The sequence below is a fragment of the Kitasatospora sp. NPDC002040 genome (assembly GCF_040296785.1).
GTDB lineage: Bacteria > Actinomycetota > Actinomycetes > Streptomycetales > Streptomycetaceae > Kitasatospora.
The window spans coordinates 666,108-684,639 of the sequence record NZ_JBEOXV010000001.1 but is presented as its reverse complement, the minus strand read 5'-3'; the positions used below and the strand labels follow the sequence as shown (position 1 = coordinate 684,639).

23 protein-coding genes are annotated in these 18,532 nt (G+C 72.1%); 6 read left to right on the top strand and 17 right to left on the bottom strand.

Features of this window, described 5'->3' with window-relative positions:
• Positions 1 to 65: 65 nt before the first annotated feature.
• From ABT118_RS03275 to ABT118_RS03230, 10 genes are all read right to left on the bottom strand, one after another.
• A complete protein-coding gene (locus ABT118_RS03275) occupies positions 66 to 1,007 on the bottom strand; it encodes a phage distal tail protein (protein WP_350644534.1) in 942 nt (313 codons plus the stop codon).
• 13 nt (positions 1,008 to 1,020) lie between these two features.
• On the bottom strand, positions 1,021 to 2,430 hold the full coding sequence (locus tag ABT118_RS03270; protein ID WP_350644532.1) for a phage tail protein: 1,410 nt from the start codon (positions 2,428 to 2,430) through the stop codon (positions 1,021 to 1,023).
• Between the two features lie 21 nt (positions 2,431 to 2,451).
• The gene (locus tag ABT118_RS03265) at positions 2,452 to 3,258 is read right to left on the bottom strand and encodes a hypothetical protein (RefSeq protein ID WP_350644530.1); all 807 of its coding nucleotides are present in this window, start codon (positions 3,256 to 3,258) and stop codon (positions 2,452 to 2,454) included.
• A 13-nt stretch (positions 3,259 to 3,271) separates the two neighbouring features.
• Positions 3,272 to 3,598: a hypothetical protein gene (locus tag ABT118_RS03260; protein ID WP_350644528.1), complete on the bottom strand. Its 327-nt coding sequence runs from the start codon at positions 3,596 to 3,598 to the stop codon at positions 3,272 to 3,274.
• A gap of 65 nt (positions 3,599 to 3,663) precedes the next feature.
• On the bottom strand, positions 3,664 to 3,954 hold the full coding sequence (locus tag ABT118_RS03255) for a hypothetical protein (protein ID WP_350644526.1): 291 nt from the start codon (positions 3,952 to 3,954) through the stop codon (positions 3,664 to 3,666).
• Positions 3,955 to 4,049: 95 nt separating this feature from the next.
• Positions 4,050 to 4,628, bottom strand: coding sequence for a phage tail tube protein (locus ABT118_RS03250; protein ID WP_350644525.1), 579 nt, complete (start codon positions 4,626 to 4,628; stop codon positions 4,050 to 4,052).
• 105 nt (positions 4,629 to 4,733) lie between these two features.
• Positions 4,734 to 5,141 carry a phage tail termination protein gene (locus tag ABT118_RS03245; protein WP_350644524.1) on the bottom strand — a complete coding sequence of 136 codons (408 nt, stop codon included), beginning with the start codon at positions 5,139 to 5,141 and terminating at the stop codon, positions 4,734 to 4,736.
• A gap of 311 nt (positions 5,142 to 5,452) precedes the next feature.
• Positions 5,453 to 5,656: a hypothetical protein gene (locus ABT118_RS03240; protein WP_350644523.1), complete on the bottom strand. Its 204-nt coding sequence runs from the start codon at positions 5,654 to 5,656 to the stop codon at positions 5,453 to 5,455.
• Positions 5,653 to 6,438, bottom strand: a complete 786-nt coding sequence (locus tag ABT118_RS03235; RefSeq protein ID WP_350644522.1) for a hypothetical protein — start codon at positions 6,436 to 6,438, stop codon at positions 5,653 to 5,655. Before ABT118_RS03235 ends, ABT118_RS03240 begins: the two co-directional genes overlap by 4 nt.
• Before the next feature lie 78 nt (positions 6,439 to 6,516).
• Entirely contained in the window at positions 6,517 to 6,837 is a 321-nt protein-coding gene (locus tag ABT118_RS03230) for a hypothetical protein (protein WP_350644521.1), read from the bottom strand.
• 250 nt (positions 6,838 to 7,087) lie between these two features.
• On the opposite strand from ABT118_RS03230, the gene ABT118_RS03225 reads away from it, so the two are divergent.
• Positions 7,088 to 7,534: a helix-turn-helix domain-containing protein gene (locus tag ABT118_RS03225; protein WP_350644519.1), complete on the top strand. Its 447-nt coding sequence runs from the start codon at positions 7,088 to 7,090 to the stop codon at positions 7,532 to 7,534.
• Positions 7,535 to 7,628: 94 nt separating this feature from the next.
• Entirely contained in the window at positions 7,629 to 8,186 is a 558-nt protein-coding gene (locus ABT118_RS03220; RefSeq protein WP_350644518.1) for a hypothetical protein, read from the top strand.
• 3 nt (positions 8,187 to 8,189) lie between these two features.
• Here the strand turns inward: ABT118_RS03220 and ABT118_RS03215 are convergent, their stop codons facing one another.
• Both ABT118_RS03215 and proC read right to left on the bottom strand, forming a co-directional pair.
• Positions 8,190 to 8,852: an HAD family hydrolase gene (locus ABT118_RS03215; protein ID WP_350644517.1), complete on the bottom strand. Its 663-nt coding sequence runs from the start codon at positions 8,850 to 8,852 to the stop codon at positions 8,190 to 8,192.
• 10 nt (positions 8,853 to 8,862) lie between these two features.
• Positions 8,863 to 9,675: a pyrroline-5-carboxylate reductase gene (proC, locus tag ABT118_RS03210; protein ID WP_350644516.1), complete on the bottom strand. Its 813-nt coding sequence runs from the start codon at positions 9,673 to 9,675 to the stop codon at positions 8,863 to 8,865.
• Positions 9,676 to 9,875: 200 nt separating this feature from the next.
• On the opposite strand from proC, the gene ABT118_RS03205 reads away from it, so the two are divergent.
• From ABT118_RS03205 to ABT118_RS03195, 3 genes are all read left to right on the top strand, one after another.
• A complete protein-coding gene (locus tag ABT118_RS03205) occupies positions 9,876 to 10,310 on the top strand; it encodes a hypothetical protein (RefSeq protein WP_350644515.1) in 435 nt (144 codons plus the stop codon).
• 91 nt (positions 10,311 to 10,401) lie between these two features.
• Entirely contained in the window at positions 10,402 to 11,667 is a 1,266-nt protein-coding gene (locus ABT118_RS03200) for an SCO2583/SCO2584 N-terminal domain-containing protein (RefSeq protein ID WP_350644513.1), read from the top strand.
• A gap of 47 nt (positions 11,668 to 11,714) precedes the next feature.
• Positions 11,715 to 12,098, top strand: a complete 384-nt coding sequence (locus ABT118_RS03195; protein ID WP_350644512.1) for an SCO2583/SCO2584 N-terminal domain-containing protein — start codon at positions 11,715 to 11,717, stop codon at positions 12,096 to 12,098.
• A gap of 37 nt (positions 12,099 to 12,135) precedes the next feature.
• Here the strand turns inward: ABT118_RS03195 and ABT118_RS03190 are convergent, their stop codons facing one another.
• The 5 genes from ABT118_RS03190 to ABT118_RS03170 all read right to left on the bottom strand — a co-directional run bounded on the left by ABT118_RS03190 (position 12,136) and on the right by ABT118_RS03170 (position 17,628).
• Positions 12,136 to 12,657, bottom strand: coding sequence for a hypothetical protein (locus ABT118_RS03190; protein WP_350644511.1), 522 nt, complete (start codon positions 12,655 to 12,657; stop codon positions 12,136 to 12,138).
• Positions 12,658 to 12,739: 82 nt separating this feature from the next.
• The gene (ilvD, locus tag ABT118_RS03185) at positions 12,740 to 14,584 is read right to left on the bottom strand and encodes a dihydroxy-acid dehydratase (protein WP_350644510.1); all 1,845 of its coding nucleotides are present in this window, start codon (positions 14,582 to 14,584) and stop codon (positions 12,740 to 12,742) included.
• Positions 14,585 to 14,704: 120 nt separating this feature from the next.
• Complete coding sequence (locus tag ABT118_RS03180; RefSeq protein ID WP_350644509.1) at positions 14,705 to 15,469, bottom strand: class I SAM-dependent methyltransferase; 765 nt, start codon at positions 15,467 to 15,469, stop codon at positions 14,705 to 14,707.
• 20 nt (positions 15,470 to 15,489) lie between these two features.
• Entirely contained in the window at positions 15,490 to 16,287 is a 798-nt protein-coding gene (locus ABT118_RS03175) for a sugar phosphate isomerase/epimerase family protein (protein ID WP_350645097.1), read from the bottom strand.
• A gap of 384 nt (positions 16,288 to 16,671) precedes the next feature.
• Positions 16,672 to 17,628, bottom strand: coding sequence for a Ppx/GppA family phosphatase (locus ABT118_RS03170; protein ID WP_350644508.1), 957 nt, complete (start codon positions 17,626 to 17,628; stop codon positions 16,672 to 16,674).
• A gap of 128 nt (positions 17,629 to 17,756) precedes the next feature.
• Between ABT118_RS03170 and ABT118_RS03165 the strand changes: the two genes are divergently transcribed.
• Positions 17,757 to 18,509, top strand: a complete 753-nt coding sequence (locus tag ABT118_RS03165) for an alpha/beta fold hydrolase (RefSeq protein ID WP_350644507.1) — start codon at positions 17,757 to 17,759, stop codon at positions 18,507 to 18,509.
• The last annotated feature ends 23 nt before the right edge of the window (positions 18,510 to 18,532 follow it).

Genomic DNA, 18,532 nt, shown 5'->3' with positions numbered 1-18,532 from the left:
GAGATTCTGGCGGCCCAAGTACCTTGGTTCGCCTGGTGGTTGGTTGCAGTCCCCGGTGGCCGGTGTCAGAGGTCGGCGTCCCGCCAGGTGATCACGAGCCCGGCGGCGCTGTCGCTCGCGTCGTCGGAGAACTCCACCTGGTTGGCGCCCGGCACCAGCGTCCAGTCCTGCTCGGGCGTGCTGCGCGGGCTGGCGCTGCCGAGCCGGGAGACCACGTTGTTGAGGGTGACGGTGCCGTCCCCGGTGTCCACGGTCAGCCGGTCCCGCTCGGTCAGCGTGATCCGGTACTCCAGCACTCGGCCGGTCGCGGCGTTCCTGATCCGGGGGTTGGTCACCGGGCCGGTGAGGGTCAGCCGGGGCCGGGCCGCGACGTTGCCGCCGTTCAGCACCGCCACCGCGCCGCTGACCCCGGCGGTGCCGTAGGCGAGCGGATAGGCCAGCGGGTAGCCGACCCGGCCGCCCTCCCGGCGCACCGGGGTCCTGGCCACGTACTCCTGCTGCGAGTACACGTGCGGATCGGTGCAGACCCACTGCAGCGTCATCCGGGCCAGCCCGGCCGAGGCGTACTGGCGGTTGACCGCCGTCACCCGCCCGGAGACCCTGGCCCGGACCGCCCTGACCGCCCCGTGCAGCCGGACGGCCAGCCACTGCTCACCCGCCGACAGGCCGGTCCGGTACCGCAGTTCCGCCAGCGAGCCGGCCGGGTCGTCGTCCCCGCCGACCGGGTCCCAGGGGGCGTCCGGATCGGGCGAGCGCCCCGGCAGGGCGAGCACCACGGCGCCGACCGTACGGGCCTGCGCCAACCGCACCCCCGGCAGGGCGCCGTGGCCGGCCGCCCGGGGCGAGTCCCCCAGGTCCATCCCGGGCAGGTCGTGCCAGCCGGTCAGGCCCTCGGCGGCGATCTGGTACCTGGTCCCCGGCCCCATCAGCAGGTCGCCCCACTGGAGTTGACCGTCCCGGGTGATCAGCGAACCGGGATCCTGCGGTGCCGTCGGGTTGTCGGCCATGACTGGTTCCTCCTCACCCTCGTGCCTTCACCAGGAACATCAGTTCCTCGGCGGTCTGCCGGGCGCCGCCGGTGCTCGACTCGTAGTAGTTCTGGATCGCCAGGCCGGCCTGCGCGGCCGCGCCGTACGCCGCCGTCTGGACGGTGGCCGCCCTGGCCCGCAGGATGTCCGTCCGGCCCTGGAACAGCCGGGAGTTGGCCGCGTTCGCCATCGCCGCCCTGGTCTGCGGGCCGTCCGGCACCGGGACCAGCTCGGTCATGGTCTTCCTGACCCGGTCCCCGGTCTGCTCGATGCCGATCGCCAGGCCCTCGCCGACGTGGCCGCCGAGGCCCATCATCACGCGCGAGGGCGAGAAGATCTTCAGCGCGCTGGACAGCCCGCCGGTGATCTTGTCCGCGATGCCCTTCACCACATCGCCGACCCGGCCCATCATGTCCTTCAGGCCGTTGATCAGGCCGTTGATGATGTCCTTGCCCTTGTCATAGAGCAGGTGCCCCATGTTGCCGAGCCCGTTGGTGATCTTCCCCGGCAGCTCCCGGACGAAGTCGACCATCCCGCCGATCTTGTCCGCGACGGCGTCCTTGGCCCGCCCGAAGGCGTCCTTGACCACCTCGTAGACCCGCCGGACGCCCTCGATCACGCTCTTGATCGTGTTGACGGCCGACCTGATCGCACCCGTGATGCCGTTCCACACCGCCGAGATGAAGGACTTGACCGCGTTGAAGACCGCCATGATGACGGTCTTGTACGCGTTGAAGTAGAACTTGATGATCGTCGAGACGACCTTGACGACCACCTCGATCGCCTTCTTGATGCCGTTCCACACCGTGGTGATGAAGTTCTTCACCACGTTGAAGACCGTCGTGATGACGGTCTTGTAGGCGTTGAAGTAGAACGTGATGACGGTCGAGATCACCTTGACGACCGTCTCGATGACCTTCTTGATGCCGGGCCAGATCTTGGCGATCCACTGGGCCGCCCACTTCATCACGCTGACGGCGACCTTCATCGCCGCGTCGATGACCTTCTGCACCACCGCGAAGACCTTCTGCATCACCTTCTGCATGGTCTTCGACTGCATCGCCATATCGACGATCTTGGCGATCAGCGGGGCCAGCAGCGCGAGCAGCAGGCCGATGATATTGGCCTTCATCGCGGTGTTCAGCCCCTTGAACCCGGTGGTCGCCGCCCCGAGCCCACCCTTCATCTTGCTGAACATCCCGCCCGAACTACCGGCCGCCTTACCGGTCTTCGAGACGGCCTTCTCGGCCTGATCGGCCGAGCTCTTCAATTTTCCCACGGCACCGTCGGCGCCCTTGGCCGAATCCCGCAGCCGGTCGGCCTTGGAGGAGGCGGTACCGAGCGAGCTACCGAAACGGGTCAGGCTTGTCGAAGCACCCGCCAGTGAACTTTTCAGACTCATCGTTACTCCGTTCGCCCGCCGTCAGCCGATGGCTCGCGACAGCGAGTTCAGCTTGGTCTCCAGCTTCTGGGCCTTCTGCTCAAGGGCTCCGAACAACCGCTCCGTGGTTGCCTTCGCCTTAGTGGCGTCGCTCTCGATGTCCTTCAGCTTCTTGCGCTTGGCCTCGAGGTCGGTGGCGACCTTCCTCAGTTCCTTCAGCTCGTCCTTGGACTTCTCGGCCCTCTTCTTGAGCCCGTCGATCTCGCGGAGCTCCTTCGCGACCTGCCGGTCGAGCTCCTGGTACTTCCGCTGAGCCTCCTGGGCCTTCCTCAGGTTCTCCTCGGTCCTGTCCCCGGAATAGGTGCTCCATGCCTTGCGGTTGTCACTCTTGGCGGTATCGCGCTGGTCCTTCGTGCCCGAGAGTGCTGATATCCGCTGATCCAGCGTGCGCAGACGGGAGTTGAGTACTTGGGACTCTCGGTTGGCCTCTCGCTGAGCCTTCTCGGTGTTCTTCTCCAGCTGCTTGATCTTGTCGACGCCCCACTGCTTGACCGGCTTTCCGCGCCAGTACACGCCCTTCTCGTCGACCTTGAGAAGGCTGTAGTCGGCCTTGAAGACGGTGAAACCAAGGGCCAGGGCGGTGAGATCGGCCTTGAAGAAGGTGTTGCTGTTGGCCACTGCGGTGAAGTCCGACTTGAGCCCGGTGATGCTGGTGGCAAGGCCGGTCAGCATGTGCTTCTGCACCTTGGCATCAGCCTTGAACAGCGTGAGCTCGTTCTTGATGGCATTCACCGGGCCGGTCAGCTGACTGTTGGCCGTGTCCTCGATGAAGCCTCCGAGACCACCCATCTGTTACCTCCAGTTATCCGAAGAAGGACCGCAACTCCCGGGCCGACACCGGCTGCGGTTCCTGCGGTTCGTCGTCCTGCTCCTCGTCGTCGCCGGGGCGCGGGACGGGCTCCGGGCGCTCCGGGGGGTCGGAGTCCTCGTCGCGGTTGACGGAGAGGAACATCCAGTTGGCCACCGCCAGGTGGTCGACGGCGGCGGCGAGGAGGTGGTCGGTCAGGGTCCACTCGGCGGCTTCGCCGTGCAGGGCGCGGACCGTGTTGCTGTCGCGTGGCAGGTGCTGGACCAGCACCGAGAGCCGGCGGGAGGAGAGCCGGCCGCGGTGCCAGTCGAGCAGGTCCACGCCGTAGTGCTTCAGCAGGTCGGCTTCGAGGGCCTCGGCGTGTTCATCGACGAACTCGACGAGGCTCAGCCTTCCCCCAGGGCCAGCCCCGTCTCCTTGCCGTAGGCCTCGAGGATCGCGCTGACGTCCTGCATGGTGAGCTCGTGGTCCTCCAGCCGGGCGAACTGCTTGTCGCCGAGCAGGAGTCGGAGCAGGCCGTCGACGTCGTTGTCGTCCAGGGCGTTCAGCTTGCGGGCGACCGTGCGGCCGATCTCGGTCGGGAGCTCGAAGACGTCCTCGTCCAGCTCGAAGGTCCAGGAGCGGCCGAGCGCCTCCTGGCGCTGGGCGCGCGCGGCGTTCACGTCGAAACGGGCCATGACTGTTCTCCATCCGGGAGTTGGGGGAAAGCGGGAACGGGGCCTGGCCCGGCGCCGGGGCGGCACCGGGCCAGGAGGTGGCGCGAACTACCGGATCAGGAGGCCGGGTTGTACGCCGGGTCCTTCATCAGGAAGCTGGCCAGCGGCTTGGTGTCGTCCACCGCCAGGGCGGTGAAGGTGACGCCGAGCTTGATCGCCGAGGTGCGGGTGAGCGCGATCTCCTCGTTCTCGGTCACCTGGCCGCGCGGGACGATGAAGCGGTAGGTGACCGCGTTCCCGTCGGTGAACTCGATGCCCAGCGCCTTCTCGTTGAACTTCGGGTTGCTGGCCAGGTCGTACTTGTAGATGCCCGAACCGGCCGCGGTCTCGGTGACGGCGTCGCCGCCCATGAAGAACGGGAGGGTGTCCTCGTTCATCTGGAGCAGGGCGAACTTCACCGTGAGGTCGCGGTCGGAGTAGATGAACCGCGCCGGGCTGACGGACTGCCAGGTGTCCACCGGGTCCAGCTTGTCCTTCTTGGTGAACTTGATGCCGTCCGGCGAGGTGTAGCCGAGGTCCTTCCAACCGGCCGCCCAGGCCACGCTGGTGTCGACCGGGGCGGCGGTGCCGACCGGGGCGACGAGGATGCGGCCGGTACCGGCCACGCGGATCTCAGCGGCGTTGTTGCCTGCCATGCGTACTCCTTGGTGATGAGGTGGAGCGCCGACCCGGGCTCGGGTACGGCAGAGGCCCCGCCGGGCGACGGGGCCTGATCAGGGGTGAGCGTCCGTCAGGGACGTTCAGGAGAGCCGGAGCGTGAGCCGCACCGTGCTGATGTACCGGCTGGCCGCCGGGCGGTTGAAGTCCGGCAGCCAGCGGGGGCCGTCGGCCTCCGCGATGTCGGTCACCACGCCGGTGCCGGCCGCGGTGCCGCCGAGCTGGAGCACCAGCGAACGGACCGTCAGCGCGATGCCGTGCGCGGTGGTCTTGTCCGGGCCGTAGACCTCCAGGTCGACCAGCGGGCGGTCGAGGAACTGGTCGTCCAGCCAGGCGCCGCCGACCCGGGAGACCAGGACGGCCTTCTGGGTGCCGTCGAAGCCGGCCGGGGGCCGGTTGTCGACGGTCACCCCGGCCAGTTCGGGGCGGTTCTTGAGAGCGTCCACGACGACTCGTTCGACGTCGGGGAAGGCGATCACCGGACCGCTCAAGGGGCTGCTCCCTTCTGCATGGAGGGGCGGGGGTGGTGCGCCGGACGGCTCCCGGCTCCGGTCGCACGGACGGACACCCGGTGGATGGAGGGGGTGGGGTGCCGTGTGCGCAGGAGCCGGAGAGGCCAGCCGACGCGAAACGGCGGACCGTGACCCGGTGTCGGGCACAGCTCCGCCGCTGCACTTATTGTGATCCATGTGCGTGCGAGCGCGCAACTTGTACGGGCGGGTTCGCACGATCGAAGTGCGGGACATGCAGAGAGCCCCCGCCGCACCGAAGTGCGGCGGGGGCTCGGCCAGTTGAACGGACGTCAGCTGCGCGGACGGCGGCGGGTGGCCCGCTCGGCGGCGAACACGTCCTCCAGCCGGAAGAGTTGGGCGCGGCCGCGGTGGCCGGCCGGGGCCAGGTGGCCCAGCTGGACCCATTTGCGGATGGTGGCCGGAGCCACCGCCACCTCGTCGGCCGCGATCGGGCCGGTCACCAGGGCCGCGCCCAGCGCGACTGCGGCGCTCATGCCCGCAGCCCCGCCGGGGCGGCCTCGGCCTCGTCCACCAGGGCGGCGATCTCGTCGGCGTCCACCCCGGCATCGAGGGCGAGTTGGGTCCAGGAGGTCTCCCGCCAGGTGTGCCGGTAGGAGGAGTTGGTGCCGCAGCCGCAGTCCGGCTCGGTGCACCGGCAGCCGGGGTTCACACAGAGCACCGCCCGCCAGGCCGGGAAGGCCCGGAGCGAGACCGAGTCGCACCACGGGCAGCGGCCGCGGACCCGGATCAGCGACTCCGCCTCCCCGAGCGCCGCCGAACAGCGGCGGGCCATCCGCCGGCACTCGTCCAGTACGTGCGAGGCCAGCACCGGGTGCTCGGCGATCCGGCCCAGCAGTGCGGTCAGCCGGGCCAGCCGCTCCGGGACGGCGGCCTTGCGCGGGCGGCCGGCCCCGAGCCGGTCCAGCACCGCCTCCTCCAGCTCGACCACACCGTCGGTGATGTCGCGCAGCGCGTCCGAGACGTGCAGCCGGATCGGTGCCGCGCCGCCGCCGACCACCGAGTGGCCGTGCTGCTCGTTCCAGCGGGCGGCGGCCCGGTCGTCCCGGTCGCGCTCGGCCCGGGCGGCCAGCTGCGCCGGGTCCAGCGGCCCCGGAGCGGAGCGGGCGCCCGGCCGTCCCGGGGCGAGCTCCTCGATCAGCTCGGGGAACTGCCGGGCCAGGATCTCGATCCAGAGCCGGGCCCGGGTGGCGTCCGACTCGGCGAGCACCGAGCGGACGGCGGGAGCGGCGGGGACGGCCGGGGTGGGACGGGACATGACGGTGCTCCTCTGATCGGGCAGGCGTGGTGCGGGTACGGGCGCGGAGACCCGCGCGGTTGCTGGGCCGACGGGGCGTCAGGCGGCCGGGGCGGCGGGAGCGGCGGGGACCGTCGGGGAGTCCGCGATGGGGCGGCCGTTCCGCCAGAGCCGGCCGCCGCTGACGCCGTCGAACCAGGAGTTGGCCGGGTCGACGGCGGTCACGCACTCGGTCCGGAGCGCGCAGCGACCGCAGGCCAGCAGCGCGGGCAGCGCCTGGGCGTAGCGGGTGGCGAAGACGGCACCGACGGGAAGCCCGGCGCAGGCGGCCGACGGAGTGGGGGGCAGGTCGGCGTCGAGGTCCGGGTCCTGGTCGAGCAGCAGGTGGCGGGGCAGGGATGAGCCGGAGCGTCCGGGCATGGCGGTGGTACTCCTGCGGGCAGCGGGTCGGGAGGTGCGGAGGGTGCGACGCGCTCCGATCCTGTCTTGTTGCGCTCGCGCGCGCAAGGGCTTACTCCGTCCGCCACCGGCCCGCCCACCAGGCGCCGTCCAGTATCCGGAACGGAATCTTCGGCGTTTCTTGACCAAATCGACGCCCCTGTATACAGCTGTCGTCACGTGGCGTGCGCGTGCGCGCGATAGCCTTTCCCTCGGATGGAGGGAGCACGACATGGACAACAAGGACATCGGCCTGGAGCCGTTCGCGGCCTGGATCGAAGCCCTGATGCGCGACCGCGGGTACGACATCGACAGTCCGCGCGGGGGCGGGAAGTCGAAGCTGGCCGAGGACGCCGGTGTGCACCGCGCTGCGGTCACCCGGCTGCTGCACCGGCAGAGCATGCCCGACCTGGACACCATGCGCGGGCTCGCCCGGGCGCTCCAGGTGCCGGTCAGAGAGGTCCTGATCAGGTCGGGGAAGCTGACCGCTGACGATCTTCCGCTGGCAACCGAGTACTCTTCCCAGAACGAAGATTCCCGACGGCGGATGACAGCTGACGAGGCGGCAGACGCCTTGGGCATTCCTGCCGATCGGCGGGCCATGTTCCTGAGGATCGCCGCCCAGTTCGCCCTGGAGGACACCGACGACAGCGCAGGGGGCAGGCGCGCCACGGGGTAGTCGGACAGGAAGGTGCAACGGGGTGGAGCGGGACGGTGGGCCACAGGGCTCGGGGGCTGACCACCGGACGGGGGCGACGGACCGTCAGGCCGGTGTGGCCGACGAGCTCTCGGGGTTCGAGTCCGCCCGCGTCCTCGGCCCGGAGGCCGTCGCCCGCCTGCTGGCCCGGCTGGCCCATCTCGCGGTCCCGGACGGCCTGGTGGTGCTGACCCGGGAGGAGCTCGGCCGGGCCGAGGAGCACGCCTACGCACTGGGCTGGCAGGACTCGATGGCCTACCAGTGCGCGGCGGTCGGCGGCAGCGGCCGGATGGACGCCGCCCCGGCCGGCTCCGGTCCGCCGCAGCCGGCCGAGCCCCGGTCCGCAGGACCGCAGCCCGGCGCCGAGCGGCCCGACCCGGTGGCCGAACTGCTCGACCTGGCAGCCGAACTCGACCGCACCGGCGCCGCGGAGGCCGCGGCGGACCAGGGCACCCTGCTGCGCTTCCCCCATCCGATCCCGCTGGTCGCCGCCTCCGAGACGGAGCGGGGCCGGGAACTGATGGCCCATCGGCAGCGCCGGGGCAAGAGCCGCACCGGCGTCCCCCGGCCCCGGCCGCTCGGCGACCTGGCGGCCAGACGGCGCCCGGGTTCCGCCGGGGAGAAGCAGGACTGACGGTCAGTCGGTCGGCAGGCCCAGCAGCGCCGGGACCTCGGCCAGGTCGCCGAGCACGCCGGTCGCCCCGGCCCCGGTCAGCCTGGCCGGGTCGGTGAGCGCGGCGTAGCCGTACACGTCCATCCCCGCCGCCCGGGCCGCCAGCACACCGTTGCGGCTGTCCTCCAGCACCAGGCAGCGGCCGGGCTCGACCCCCATGGTGCGGGCCGCGTGCAGGAACAGGTCCGGGGCGGGCTTGCCGATGCCGACGTCCTGGGCGCTGAAGATCCGCTGCTCGGCGTGGTGGCTGCGCAGACCGGTCAGGTCGAGCGCGGTCCTGATCCACTCGTGGTGCGCGGACGAGGCCAGGCAGTACCGCACGCCGTGCCGCTGAAGCGTCTTCAGCAGCGCCTCGGCGCCGCGCACCGCGGTGAGCTCGCGCTCGAAGGCGGCGAACACCCGGGCGTGGAACAGCACGTCGAAGCCCTCGGGCAGGGCTGCGCCGTACCGCTCGCCGATCACGTCGTGCACGGTGTGCGCGGCGCAGCCCATGTAGTCCCGGTACGAGTCCTCGACCGTGGTCGGGTAACCGAGTTCGGTCAGGTACTCGGCCAGCACCCGGTTGGAGATCGGCTCGCTGTCCACCAGCACGCCGTCGTTGTCGAATATCACCAAGTCGTAGCTCACCCCGGTGAGCCTACTTTCCCCCGGAGGCCAGCTCCTGCGAGCGGTTGCGGGCCGCCTCCAGGGCGCCGAGCAGCGCGGCCCTGACCCCGTGGTTCTCCAGTTCGCGGATGGCCGCGATGGTGGTGCCGGCCGGGGAGGTGACCGCCTCGCGCAGCTTCACCGGGTGCTCGCCGGAGTCGCGCAGCATCACCGAGGCGCCGATCGCCGACTGCACGATCAGGTCGTGCGCCACCTGCCGGGGCAGACCGAGCAGGATGCCCGCGTCGGTCATCGCCTCGACCAGGAAGTAGAAGTACGCCGGGCCGGAGCCGGAGAGCGCGGTGGCCGCGTCCTGCTGCGACTCGGGCAGCCGCAGCGCCTTGCCGACCGAGCGGAAGATCTCCTCGGCCCGGACCAGGTGCCGCTCCTCGGCGTGCGTGCCGCCGGAGATCACGCTCATCCCCTCGTCCACCAGCACCGGGGTGTTGGGCATCACCCGGACCACCGGCGTACCGGCGGCGAGCCTGGCCTCGAACCAGCGGGTCGGCACACCGGCGGCGGCCGAGATCACCAGCCGGTCCGGGCTGACGTGCGGGGAGAGCTCCTCCAGCAGCGCGCCCATGTCCTGCGGCTTGACCGCCAGGATCAGGGTGTCGGCCAGCTTCGCCGCCTCGGCGTTGGTCACCGCCGTGACGCCGTGGCGCTCGGCCAGCTCGGCGGCCCGCTCCGGGCGGCGGGCGGTCACCAGGACGTCGGCCGGGTCGGTCCCCGCCCGCAGCAGACCGGAGAGGAGTGCCTCCCCGATCTTGCCGGTACCGAGGAAAGCGATCTTCTGTCCGGACATGGCCGCTCCTTACGTACGTGTGCGGCCATCCTCGCACCGGTCAGGGCCCCGGCGGCCGTCCGTCCCACGGTGTGGTCAGGGCCGGTCCTGCCGGGCGCCACACCGGGCCGGCGGGGCCACCCGTAGGGGGAAAGTCGGGGGCTACCCCTATGGATTCCGGCCGGGCGACGGAGCACCTTGGAGGCATGGGACACGGAGATTTGACGCGCAGTGAGAACCGGCAGCTCGCGGTCGCCTCGGCGACCCTCGGGCCGTGGCGCACGGCGGCGGGCGTCGGCGCGCTGGTGGGTGGGGCCGCCCTCGGGGTGGACGTGGTGACGGGGCACTGGTCCACCGACATCCTGGCGGGGCCGGTCGGGCTCGGTCTGTTCTTCTTCTTCCTGGTGGGGGCGGTCGGCGGCAAGCTCCGCCGGGACACCGCGGACCGCCGGCTGCACCGCTGGGCGGCCGAGCACCCCTGGCGCTCGGCGCTGCCGGCGGCGGGCGCGCTCTGGGGGCTGAACACCGTCGCCATGACGCTGCTCGGCGGGACGAACCTGTTCGAGGCGCTGTTCAGCTCGCTGGTGCCCGCCGGGGTGCTGCTGGTGATCGCGGGCGTGGTCGGCTCGGTCCGGAAGGCCCGCCGCCGGGACTGATCCGGACGAACCGGCGCGTACCGGCCCGGGCGGGCCGGTCGACCCGCCACCCGACAGAAGACCCTCGTCCCGGCGTCTGCATACTGTCCGCGTGCCGATAGCCGAAGATCCAGAACAGCGCCCCGCCGACGACCCGTTCGAGGGCCTCGTCCTGGACGAGGCCTTCGTCCGCTCCGCCGAGGTGAAGGAGCAGAGCGGCCGGACCCGGATGCTCGCCGCGCGCTGGAAGGAGCAGCCACCGGTCGACCCGGGCGGCCGACGCTCCGTCAACGACGCGCCGCCGCAGGCCCGGCACCGGTTCGGACGGAAGCCGAAGCCGGTCGACCCCTGGGGCAACGCCCCGCGCCGGCAGCGGAACTGGCAGACCCCCGTGTTCGTGCTGCTCGCGGTCGCGGTGGCGCTCGCCGCGCTGAACCTCGACGGCCTGCGCTCCTGGTACGCGGGTCCCGGCGGTGGCGACGGCGAGCCGGCCGCCGCGCGCGTGGTGCCGACCGTCGGCCCGGAGACCGCGAAGCCCTCCGCCGCCCCGCCGTCGGTGGACCCGAGCCAGCCGACCGTGGCCCACCCGTGGGCCGGCTCCCCCGCCGAGGGCTGGCCGACCGGTCCTGACGCCGTCGTGCTGCCGCCGGCCACCGCCGTCGGCGTCTTCACCGAGGAACAGGTGACGGCCCAGCTCAAGCTGGTCAAGGACTTCCTGGTGGCGGCCAACCTGGACCCGGCCGTGGTCGCGGGCGGCCGCCCGGACGCCGCCCTGGCGATGCTGGACCGCGAATCCCGGCAGCGCTACGCCGAAGGCCTGGACCGGCCGACCGTCGACAACGACCCGGTCTCCCTGTTCAGCCGGTTCGACCCGCGCGAGGCGGTACCGGTCGACGGCACCGTCAAGGTGCAGGGCCGGACCACCTTCGAGGGCGACGGCGAGAAGGGTGTGCTGGTCCACACCGACTACACCTTCGTCTACCCGCTGCGGCCGGGCCCGGAGGCGGAGCAGCTCCGCACCGCCGCCCCGAACCCGGCCGGGGCCGCCGCCAAGCCGGCCGGCTGGACCGGCGCCGACGCCACCCCGGGGACCTGGACCGCCCGCACCATCGTGCGCCGGATCATCACGGTCCGGTTCTACGACCCGGCCCACTACAAGGTGGACCCGAAGAAGATCTTCTTCGCGGACGTCGACAGCGAAGCGGGCAACAGCCGGTGCAACGGCGCCCCCGGCCACTACCACCCGGCCTTCAACCAGTTCGAGATGGGTTTCGGAGCGCCGGCCACCCCGGCCCCGGGCGGGCCCACCACCGACCCGTACGACCGCAGCAAGGGCCTGACCGACCGCCAGGAGTGCGGGACGATCAGCCGGAGCTGATCGGAAACCGACGGCCGTTCGAGCCCCGGTCGAGGCATACTGACGATGTGCCGATAGCCGATGAGCCGGAGCCCCGCCCCTCCGAGCACCCCGACCCGTTCGAAGGGCTGGTGCTGGACGAGGAGTTCGTCCGGGCCGCCACCATGAAGGAGGCGTCCGGCCGCACCCGGATGCTCGCCGCGCGCTGGAAGCAGCAGCCGCCGGTCGACCCGGGCGGGCGACGCTCCGTCAACGACGGGCCGAAGCGGCGCCGGGCCCGGAGCGGCAAGGGCTGGCAGACCTGGCTGATCGTGCTGGCGATGATCGCGATCGTGCTGTTCAGCCTCAAGGTCGCCACCGACAGCACCGGCGAGCAGCCGCGCCCGGCCCCGAGCAGCCCGGCCGTCCAGCCGACCGCGACGGCGGCGACCGACGTGCCCAAGCCGGTCTGACGCAGCCCAAGTCCGCGGCAGCCGGTCCGCGGCCGGCTCAGCGGCGCTTCTTCGCCCGCTTCGGGTTGCCGCTGCGGGCGGCCCGGCCGCTCTGCCGGCGCTCGGAGGCGGCGAGGGCGCGCTCGTACCGGGCCCGCGCGACGGCCTCGCCGGGAGCCTCGGCGAGGCTGCGCAGGAAGTACACGAACAGGGCCCCGGCGAAGCCGATCAGCCAGACCGCGCCGAGCGACTTCTCCTCGGTCATCCAGCCGGTCAGCGCGTCCTTGCCCTCGGTCAGCACCTTCCACATCCGCAGGCCGGAGAGCAGCGAGCAGAGCCCGATCGCGGCCACCAGCAGCCCGTAGACCAGCCCGCCGGCATCGGAGTCCCGCACGCCGGCGACCGCGAACCGCAGCAGCAGCACCCCCGCCGCCACCGCCACCAGCGCGCCGAGCGGCACCGCGACCCGGCGGGCCCAGTAGCCGGAGCCGCGCTCCAGCCAGCTGGTGCCGAACCAGCGGATCGACTCCGGCTCGGCGGTGCCGACGGTCCTGGCCTGGGGGTTCTGCTGCTCGTCCACGAGACCGATTATGGCCCGACCACCCCCGGGAACGACGAAGGCGGCCGTCTCCCGCACCGGGGGACGGCCGCCTGACCGGGCGTCAGCCCAGCTTGCTCACGTCGCGCACCGCGCCCTTGTCGGCGGAGGTGGCCATCGCGGCGTACGCCTTCAGCGCCGCGCTGACCGGGCGGACCCGGTCCTTCGGGCGGTAGCCGGTGCCGGCCTCCAGCTTGAGCCGGCGCTCGTGCAGCTCCTCGAACGAGACCTTCAGCTCGACCGAGCGGTTCGGGATGTCGATCGCGATCACGTCGCCGTCCTCGACCAGCGCGATGGTGCCGCCGGAGGCCGCCTCGGGCGAGGCGTGGCCGATCGACAGGCCGGAGGTGCCGCCGGAGAACCGGCCGTCGGTGATCAGCGCGCAGGCCTTGCCCAGGCCCCGGCCCTTGAGGAACGAGGTCGGGTAGAGCATCTCCTGCATGCCGGGGCCGCCCTTGGGGCCCTCGTAGCGGATGACGACGACGTCGCCCTCCTTGATCCGCTTGGTGAGGATCGCGTCCACCGCGTCCTCCTGCGACTCCAGCACCACGGCCGGGCCGCTGAAGGTCCAGATCGACTCGTCGACACCGGCGGTCTTCACCACACAGCCGTCCTCGGCCAGGTTGCCGTAGAGCACCGCGAGGCCGCCCTCGACCGAGTACGCGTTCTCGATCGAGCGGATGCAGCCGTTCGCCGCGTCGGTGTCCAGGGTGTCCCAGCGCTCCGACTGCGAGAAGGCGGTGGCGGAGCGGACGCAGCCGGGGGCGGCGTGGAACAGCTCGACCGCCGTCTCGGTGGCGGAGCCGCCCCGGATGTCCCAGTCCTTGAACCACTGGGCCATCGAGGAGGAGTGCACCGTGGTGACGTCCTCGTTGAGCAGCCCGCCCCGGTAGAGCTCGCCCAGGATGGCGGGGATGCCGCCGGCCCGGTGCACGTCCTCCATGTAGTACTTGCCGTTCGGCGCGACCTTGGACAGGCAGGGCACCTTGCGCGAGATCGCGTCGATGTCGCGCATGTCGAAGTCGACCTCCGCCTCCTGGGCGGCGGCCAGCAGGTGCAGGATCGTGTTGGTCGAGCCGCCCATCGCGATGTCCAGCGCCATCGCGTTCTCGAACGCGGCGCGGGAGGCGATCGAGCGCGGCAGGACCGAGTAGTCGTCCTGCTCGTAGTGGCGCTTGGTGATGTCGACGATGGTCCGGCCGGCGTCCTCGTACAGCGCCTTGCGGGCGGTGTGGGTGGCCAGCACCGAGCCGTTGCCCGGCAGCGCCAGGCCGATCGCCTCGGCCAGGCAGTTCATCGAGTTGGCGGTGAACATGCCCGAGCAGGACCCGCAGGTCGGACAGGCGTTCTCCTCGATGATCGCGATGTCCGCGTCGGAGACGTTCTCGTTCACCGCGTCGGAGATCGCGTTCACCAGGTCGAGCTTGCGCACCGTGCCGTCCACCAGGACGGCCTGGCCGGCCTCCATCGGGCCGCCGGAGACGAAGACCGTCGGGATGTTGAGGCGCAGGGCGGCCATCAGCATGCCGGGGGTGATCTTGTCGCAGTTGGAGATGCAGATCAGCGCGTCGGCGCAGTGCGCGCTCACCATGTACTCGACCGAGTCGGCGATCAGGTCGCGCGAGGGCAGCGAGTAGAGCATGCCGTGGTGGCCCATCGCGATGCCGTCGTCCACCGCGATGGTGTTGAACTCGCGCGGGATGCCGCCCGCGGCCTGGATCGCCTCGGAGACGATCCGGCCGACCGGCTGCAGGTGAGTGTGGCCCGGCACGAACTCGGTGAAGGAGTTGGCCACCGCGATGATCGGCTTCCCGAAGTCCTCGCGGGCTACGCCGGCCGCCCGGAGAAGCGCCCGGGCGCCTGCCATGTTGCGACCGTGGGTGACCGTACGGGACTTCAGCTCGGGCACTGTGTCCACTCCTTCTCAGGCGCGTTCGCGGCCCTGCTGGGGTGGGAGGGTGCAGGGTCGCCGTGGCTTTCGAGCCTACGCCCCCGGTACCAGCGGACGGACACCGTGTCCGCCATCCGGTCACGCCTTGGTGAGCACCGTGAGGTCCAGCACGTACGGCTCGGTGACCAGCCCGGCCGGGAACGCGGCCAGCAGTTCGGCCCGCTCCACGGCGAGCAGTTCCTCCCGCCGCTCCGGCGGCAGCACCGCGATGTACGAGCGCGAGCGCAGGTCGGTGATCACCGCGTCCACGGTGACCTCCCGCTCCCAGTGCAGCACCACCCGGCCGACCGGCAGGCCGTACGGGGCGAACACCTCGGCGATCTCGTTGACCGCGCCGTACCCGTGGTGGCCGCCGGGGATGCCGGTGTTCAGCCGCTCGCCCATCGCCTTGATCCACGGGGTCCGCTGGTCCTTGACGTTCCACCAGGTGGCCAGCGAGCCGCCGGGGCGGAGCACCCGGAGCGCCTCCGGGACCGACCGGTCCGGGTCGGTCCAGTGGAACGCCTGGGCGTACGTGACCAGGTCGGCGGTGCCGTCGTGGAACGGCAGTTCGTCGCCGGCGGCCTTCACCAGCGGCAGCTCCGGGCTGACGGCGCGCAGCTGCGCGGCCATCCCCGGGCTCGGCTCGACGGCGGTGACCCTGGCGCCCCGGGCGGCCAGCAGCCGGGTGGCGATGCCGGTGCCCGCGCCGACGTCGAGCACCTCGGCGCCCCGGAGCGGACGGCCGGTCAGTCGCTCCAGCTCCGTGAACAGCGCGTCGGGGTACGAGGGCCGGGCGGCGTCGTACTCGGCGGCCACCGCGCCGAAGGAGTTCGCGTGGTCCTGTCGCTGATAGCTCGTCATACCGCCACCGTAGTGAGCACTTACCTCAGCACCGTGGCCAGGTGCTTGCGGGTGAAGGCCAGCGCCTCGGCCAGGTCGGCCTCGCGTTCGGCGGGGGAGAGCGCGCGCCGGGTGTTGACCTCCAGCACCACGTGGCCGGTGAAACCGGTCCTGGCCAGCCGTTCGAGCAGGGCGGCGCACGGCTGGGTGCCCCGGCCCGGGATCAGGTGCTCGTCCTTGCCGGACCCGACCCCGTCGGCGAGGTGGACGTGCGCGAGCCGGTCCCCCATCCGGTCGGCCATCTCGAAGGCGTCGATCCGCGAGGTGGAGACGTGCGAGAGGTCGATGGTGAAGTGCCGGTACTCCTCCTCGGTGACGTCCCAGCCGGGCGCGTAGGCGAGCATCTCGCGGTCCCGGTAGCGCCAGGGGTACATGTTCTCCACCGCGAAGCGGACGTCGGTCTCGCCCGCCATCCGGTTGATCCCGGTGACGAACTCCCGGGCGTACTGCCGCTGCCAGCGGAACGGCGGGTGCACCACCACCGTGTCGGCGCCGAGCTTCTCGGCGGCGGCCCTGGCCCGGACCAGCTTGGTCCAGGGGTCGGTGGTCCAGACCCGCTGGGTGATCAGCAGGCAGGGCGCGTGCACCGCCAGGATCGGCATCCGGTGCTCGTCCGAGAGCCGCCTGAGCGCCTCGATGTCCTGGCTGACCGGGTCGTTCCAGACCATCACCTCGACGCCGTCGTAGCCGAGTCCGGCGGCCAGCTCGAAGGCGGTGGCGGTGTTCTCGGGGTAGACCGAGGCGGTCGAGAGCACCACCTTGGTGTCCGGAACGTGCAGCCCGTCGCCGTGCGGCGGCAGCACCAGCCGGTCGGTGGTGCGCAGCAGCGGGGCCCGCTGGGCGGGCTTCTTCGCGGCCTTGACCGCCTTGACCGCCTGCGCGGCCAGCGAGGCGGGCTTGGGGGGCTTGGCGGGCTTGGGGGGTCTGGGCGGCTTCGCGGTCCTGGTCGCCTTGGCCGGCTTCGCTGCCTTGGCCGGCTTGGCCTGCGGCTGCTCGGCCGCCGCCCGGGCCCTGGCGCGGCGCGGCCGGGCCGGCCGCGGCTGCCGGGCAGGGTCACCGGCCTCGCGGCCGGCCCGCGTTCCGTCCTCGTCCGCTGGTTCCGCCACGGGAGACAGCGTATGCGGACGCGCGCGGTATTGGTGTGTGCCCGGTCACCCGTCCGGTCACCCGGTCAGTGCGACCCGCCGGTCGGAGGGGCTGTCCAGGGTGTCGAGCCGGCGCAGGATGATGCCCTCGCGCAGGGCCCACGGACAGATGTCGAGCTCTTCGAGGCCGAACAGGTCCATCGCCGCGTCCGCCACCAGCGCGCCCGCGAGCAGCTGTCTCGCCCGGCCCTCGGAGACGCCGGGGATCTGCGCCCGCTCGGCCACCGTCATGGTGGCCAGCCGGGGCACCCAGGCGGCCAGGCCGGCCCGGGTGAGCTTGCGGACCGCCAGCGGGCCCGCGTCGGCCGGGGCCGCGCCGGTCATCCGGGCCAGCTGCTTGAAGGTCTTGGAGGTGCCCACCGCGTGGTCGGGCCCGCCGCGCCGGGCGAACTCGCCGACCACCTGCGCGATCTCGGCCCTGATGTACCGGCGCAGCTCCCGGACGTCGTCCGGGTCCGCGACGTCGCCGGGCAGCCGGGCGGTCAGCCGGCCCGCGCCGAGCGGCAGCGAGCAGACCACGTCGGGCTGCTCGTCCAGACCGGCCGCCAGCTCCAGTGAGCCGCCGCCGATGTCCAGGTCCAGCAGCCGCCCGGAGGACCAGCCGTACCAGCGGCGGACCGCCAGGAAGGTCAGCCGGGCCTCGTCCTGCCCGGACAGCACCCGCAGTTCGACCCCGGTCTCCTCGGCCACCCGGCGGATCACCGCCTCGCCGTTGACCGCCTCCCGGACGGCGGAGGTGGCGAACGGCAGCAGGTCGACCACGCCCTTGTCCTCGGCCACCCGGATCGAGGAGGCCACCATCGCGACCAGCTTGTCGACGCCGGCCTCGGTGATCGCCCCGGCCCCGTCCAGCAGCTCGGCGAGCCGCAGCTCGGCCTTGTGCGAGTACGCGGGCAGCGGGGCAGCACCGGGGTGCGCGTCCACCACGAGGAAGTGGACGGTGTTGGAACCTACGTCGAGTACACCGAGTCGCATAACGGCCCACGCTACGCGATCCGGCCGCGCCGGCGGCCGGATCGCGGCGGTCCGTCCCCGCCGCCCCGACTCGCGCACCGGCCCCGTGGGTAGCGTCCCTGGGTCAACTCATCACGGCGGAGGCGGATATGACGATCACTCACCGGCGGATCGGCACCGGCGGGCACGGTGTCATCGTGCTGCACGACTGGTTCGGCACCAGTGCGGGCTGGGGGTCCTTCCTGGACTACCTGGACGGCGACACCTTCAGCTACACCTTCCTCGACTACCGCGGGTACGGCGAACGGGCCGAGGTCGCGGGTGCGTACACGCTCGCCGAGATCGCCCGGGACGCCCTCGCGCTGGCCGACCAGCTGGGCTGGCAGCGGTTCTCGCTGATCGGCCACTCGATGGGCGGCAAGGCGGCCCAGCAGGTGCTGGCCGAGGCCCCCGACCGGGTGCACCGGCTGGCCGGGATCGCCCCGGTCCCCGCCGCGCCGTACCCGCTGACCGGCGACGCCCACGACCTCTTCCACGGAGCCGCCGCAAGCCCCGCCAACCGCCGCGCCATCCTCGACCTGGTCACCGGCGGCCGGGCCACCCCGGTCTGGCTGGACCGGATGACCGCCCAGTCCGTGGCCGACTCCCGGCCGGAGGCCTTCGCCGCCTACCTGGCCGACTGGACCGGGGCCGACCTGGCCCCGAAGGTGGCCGGGCTGCCGCTGCCCGCCCGGGCCTTCGTCGGCGAGCACGACCTGGCCCTGACGCCCGAGCTCTACCGCTCCACCTGGCTCGCCGACTACCCCAACGGCGACCTCGAACTCCTCGCCAACTCGGGCCACTACCCGATGTACGAGATCCCCGTCGCCCTCGCCACCACCCTGGAGAACTTCCTCCGCTGAACCGGCAGCGCCGGCAGCGCCGG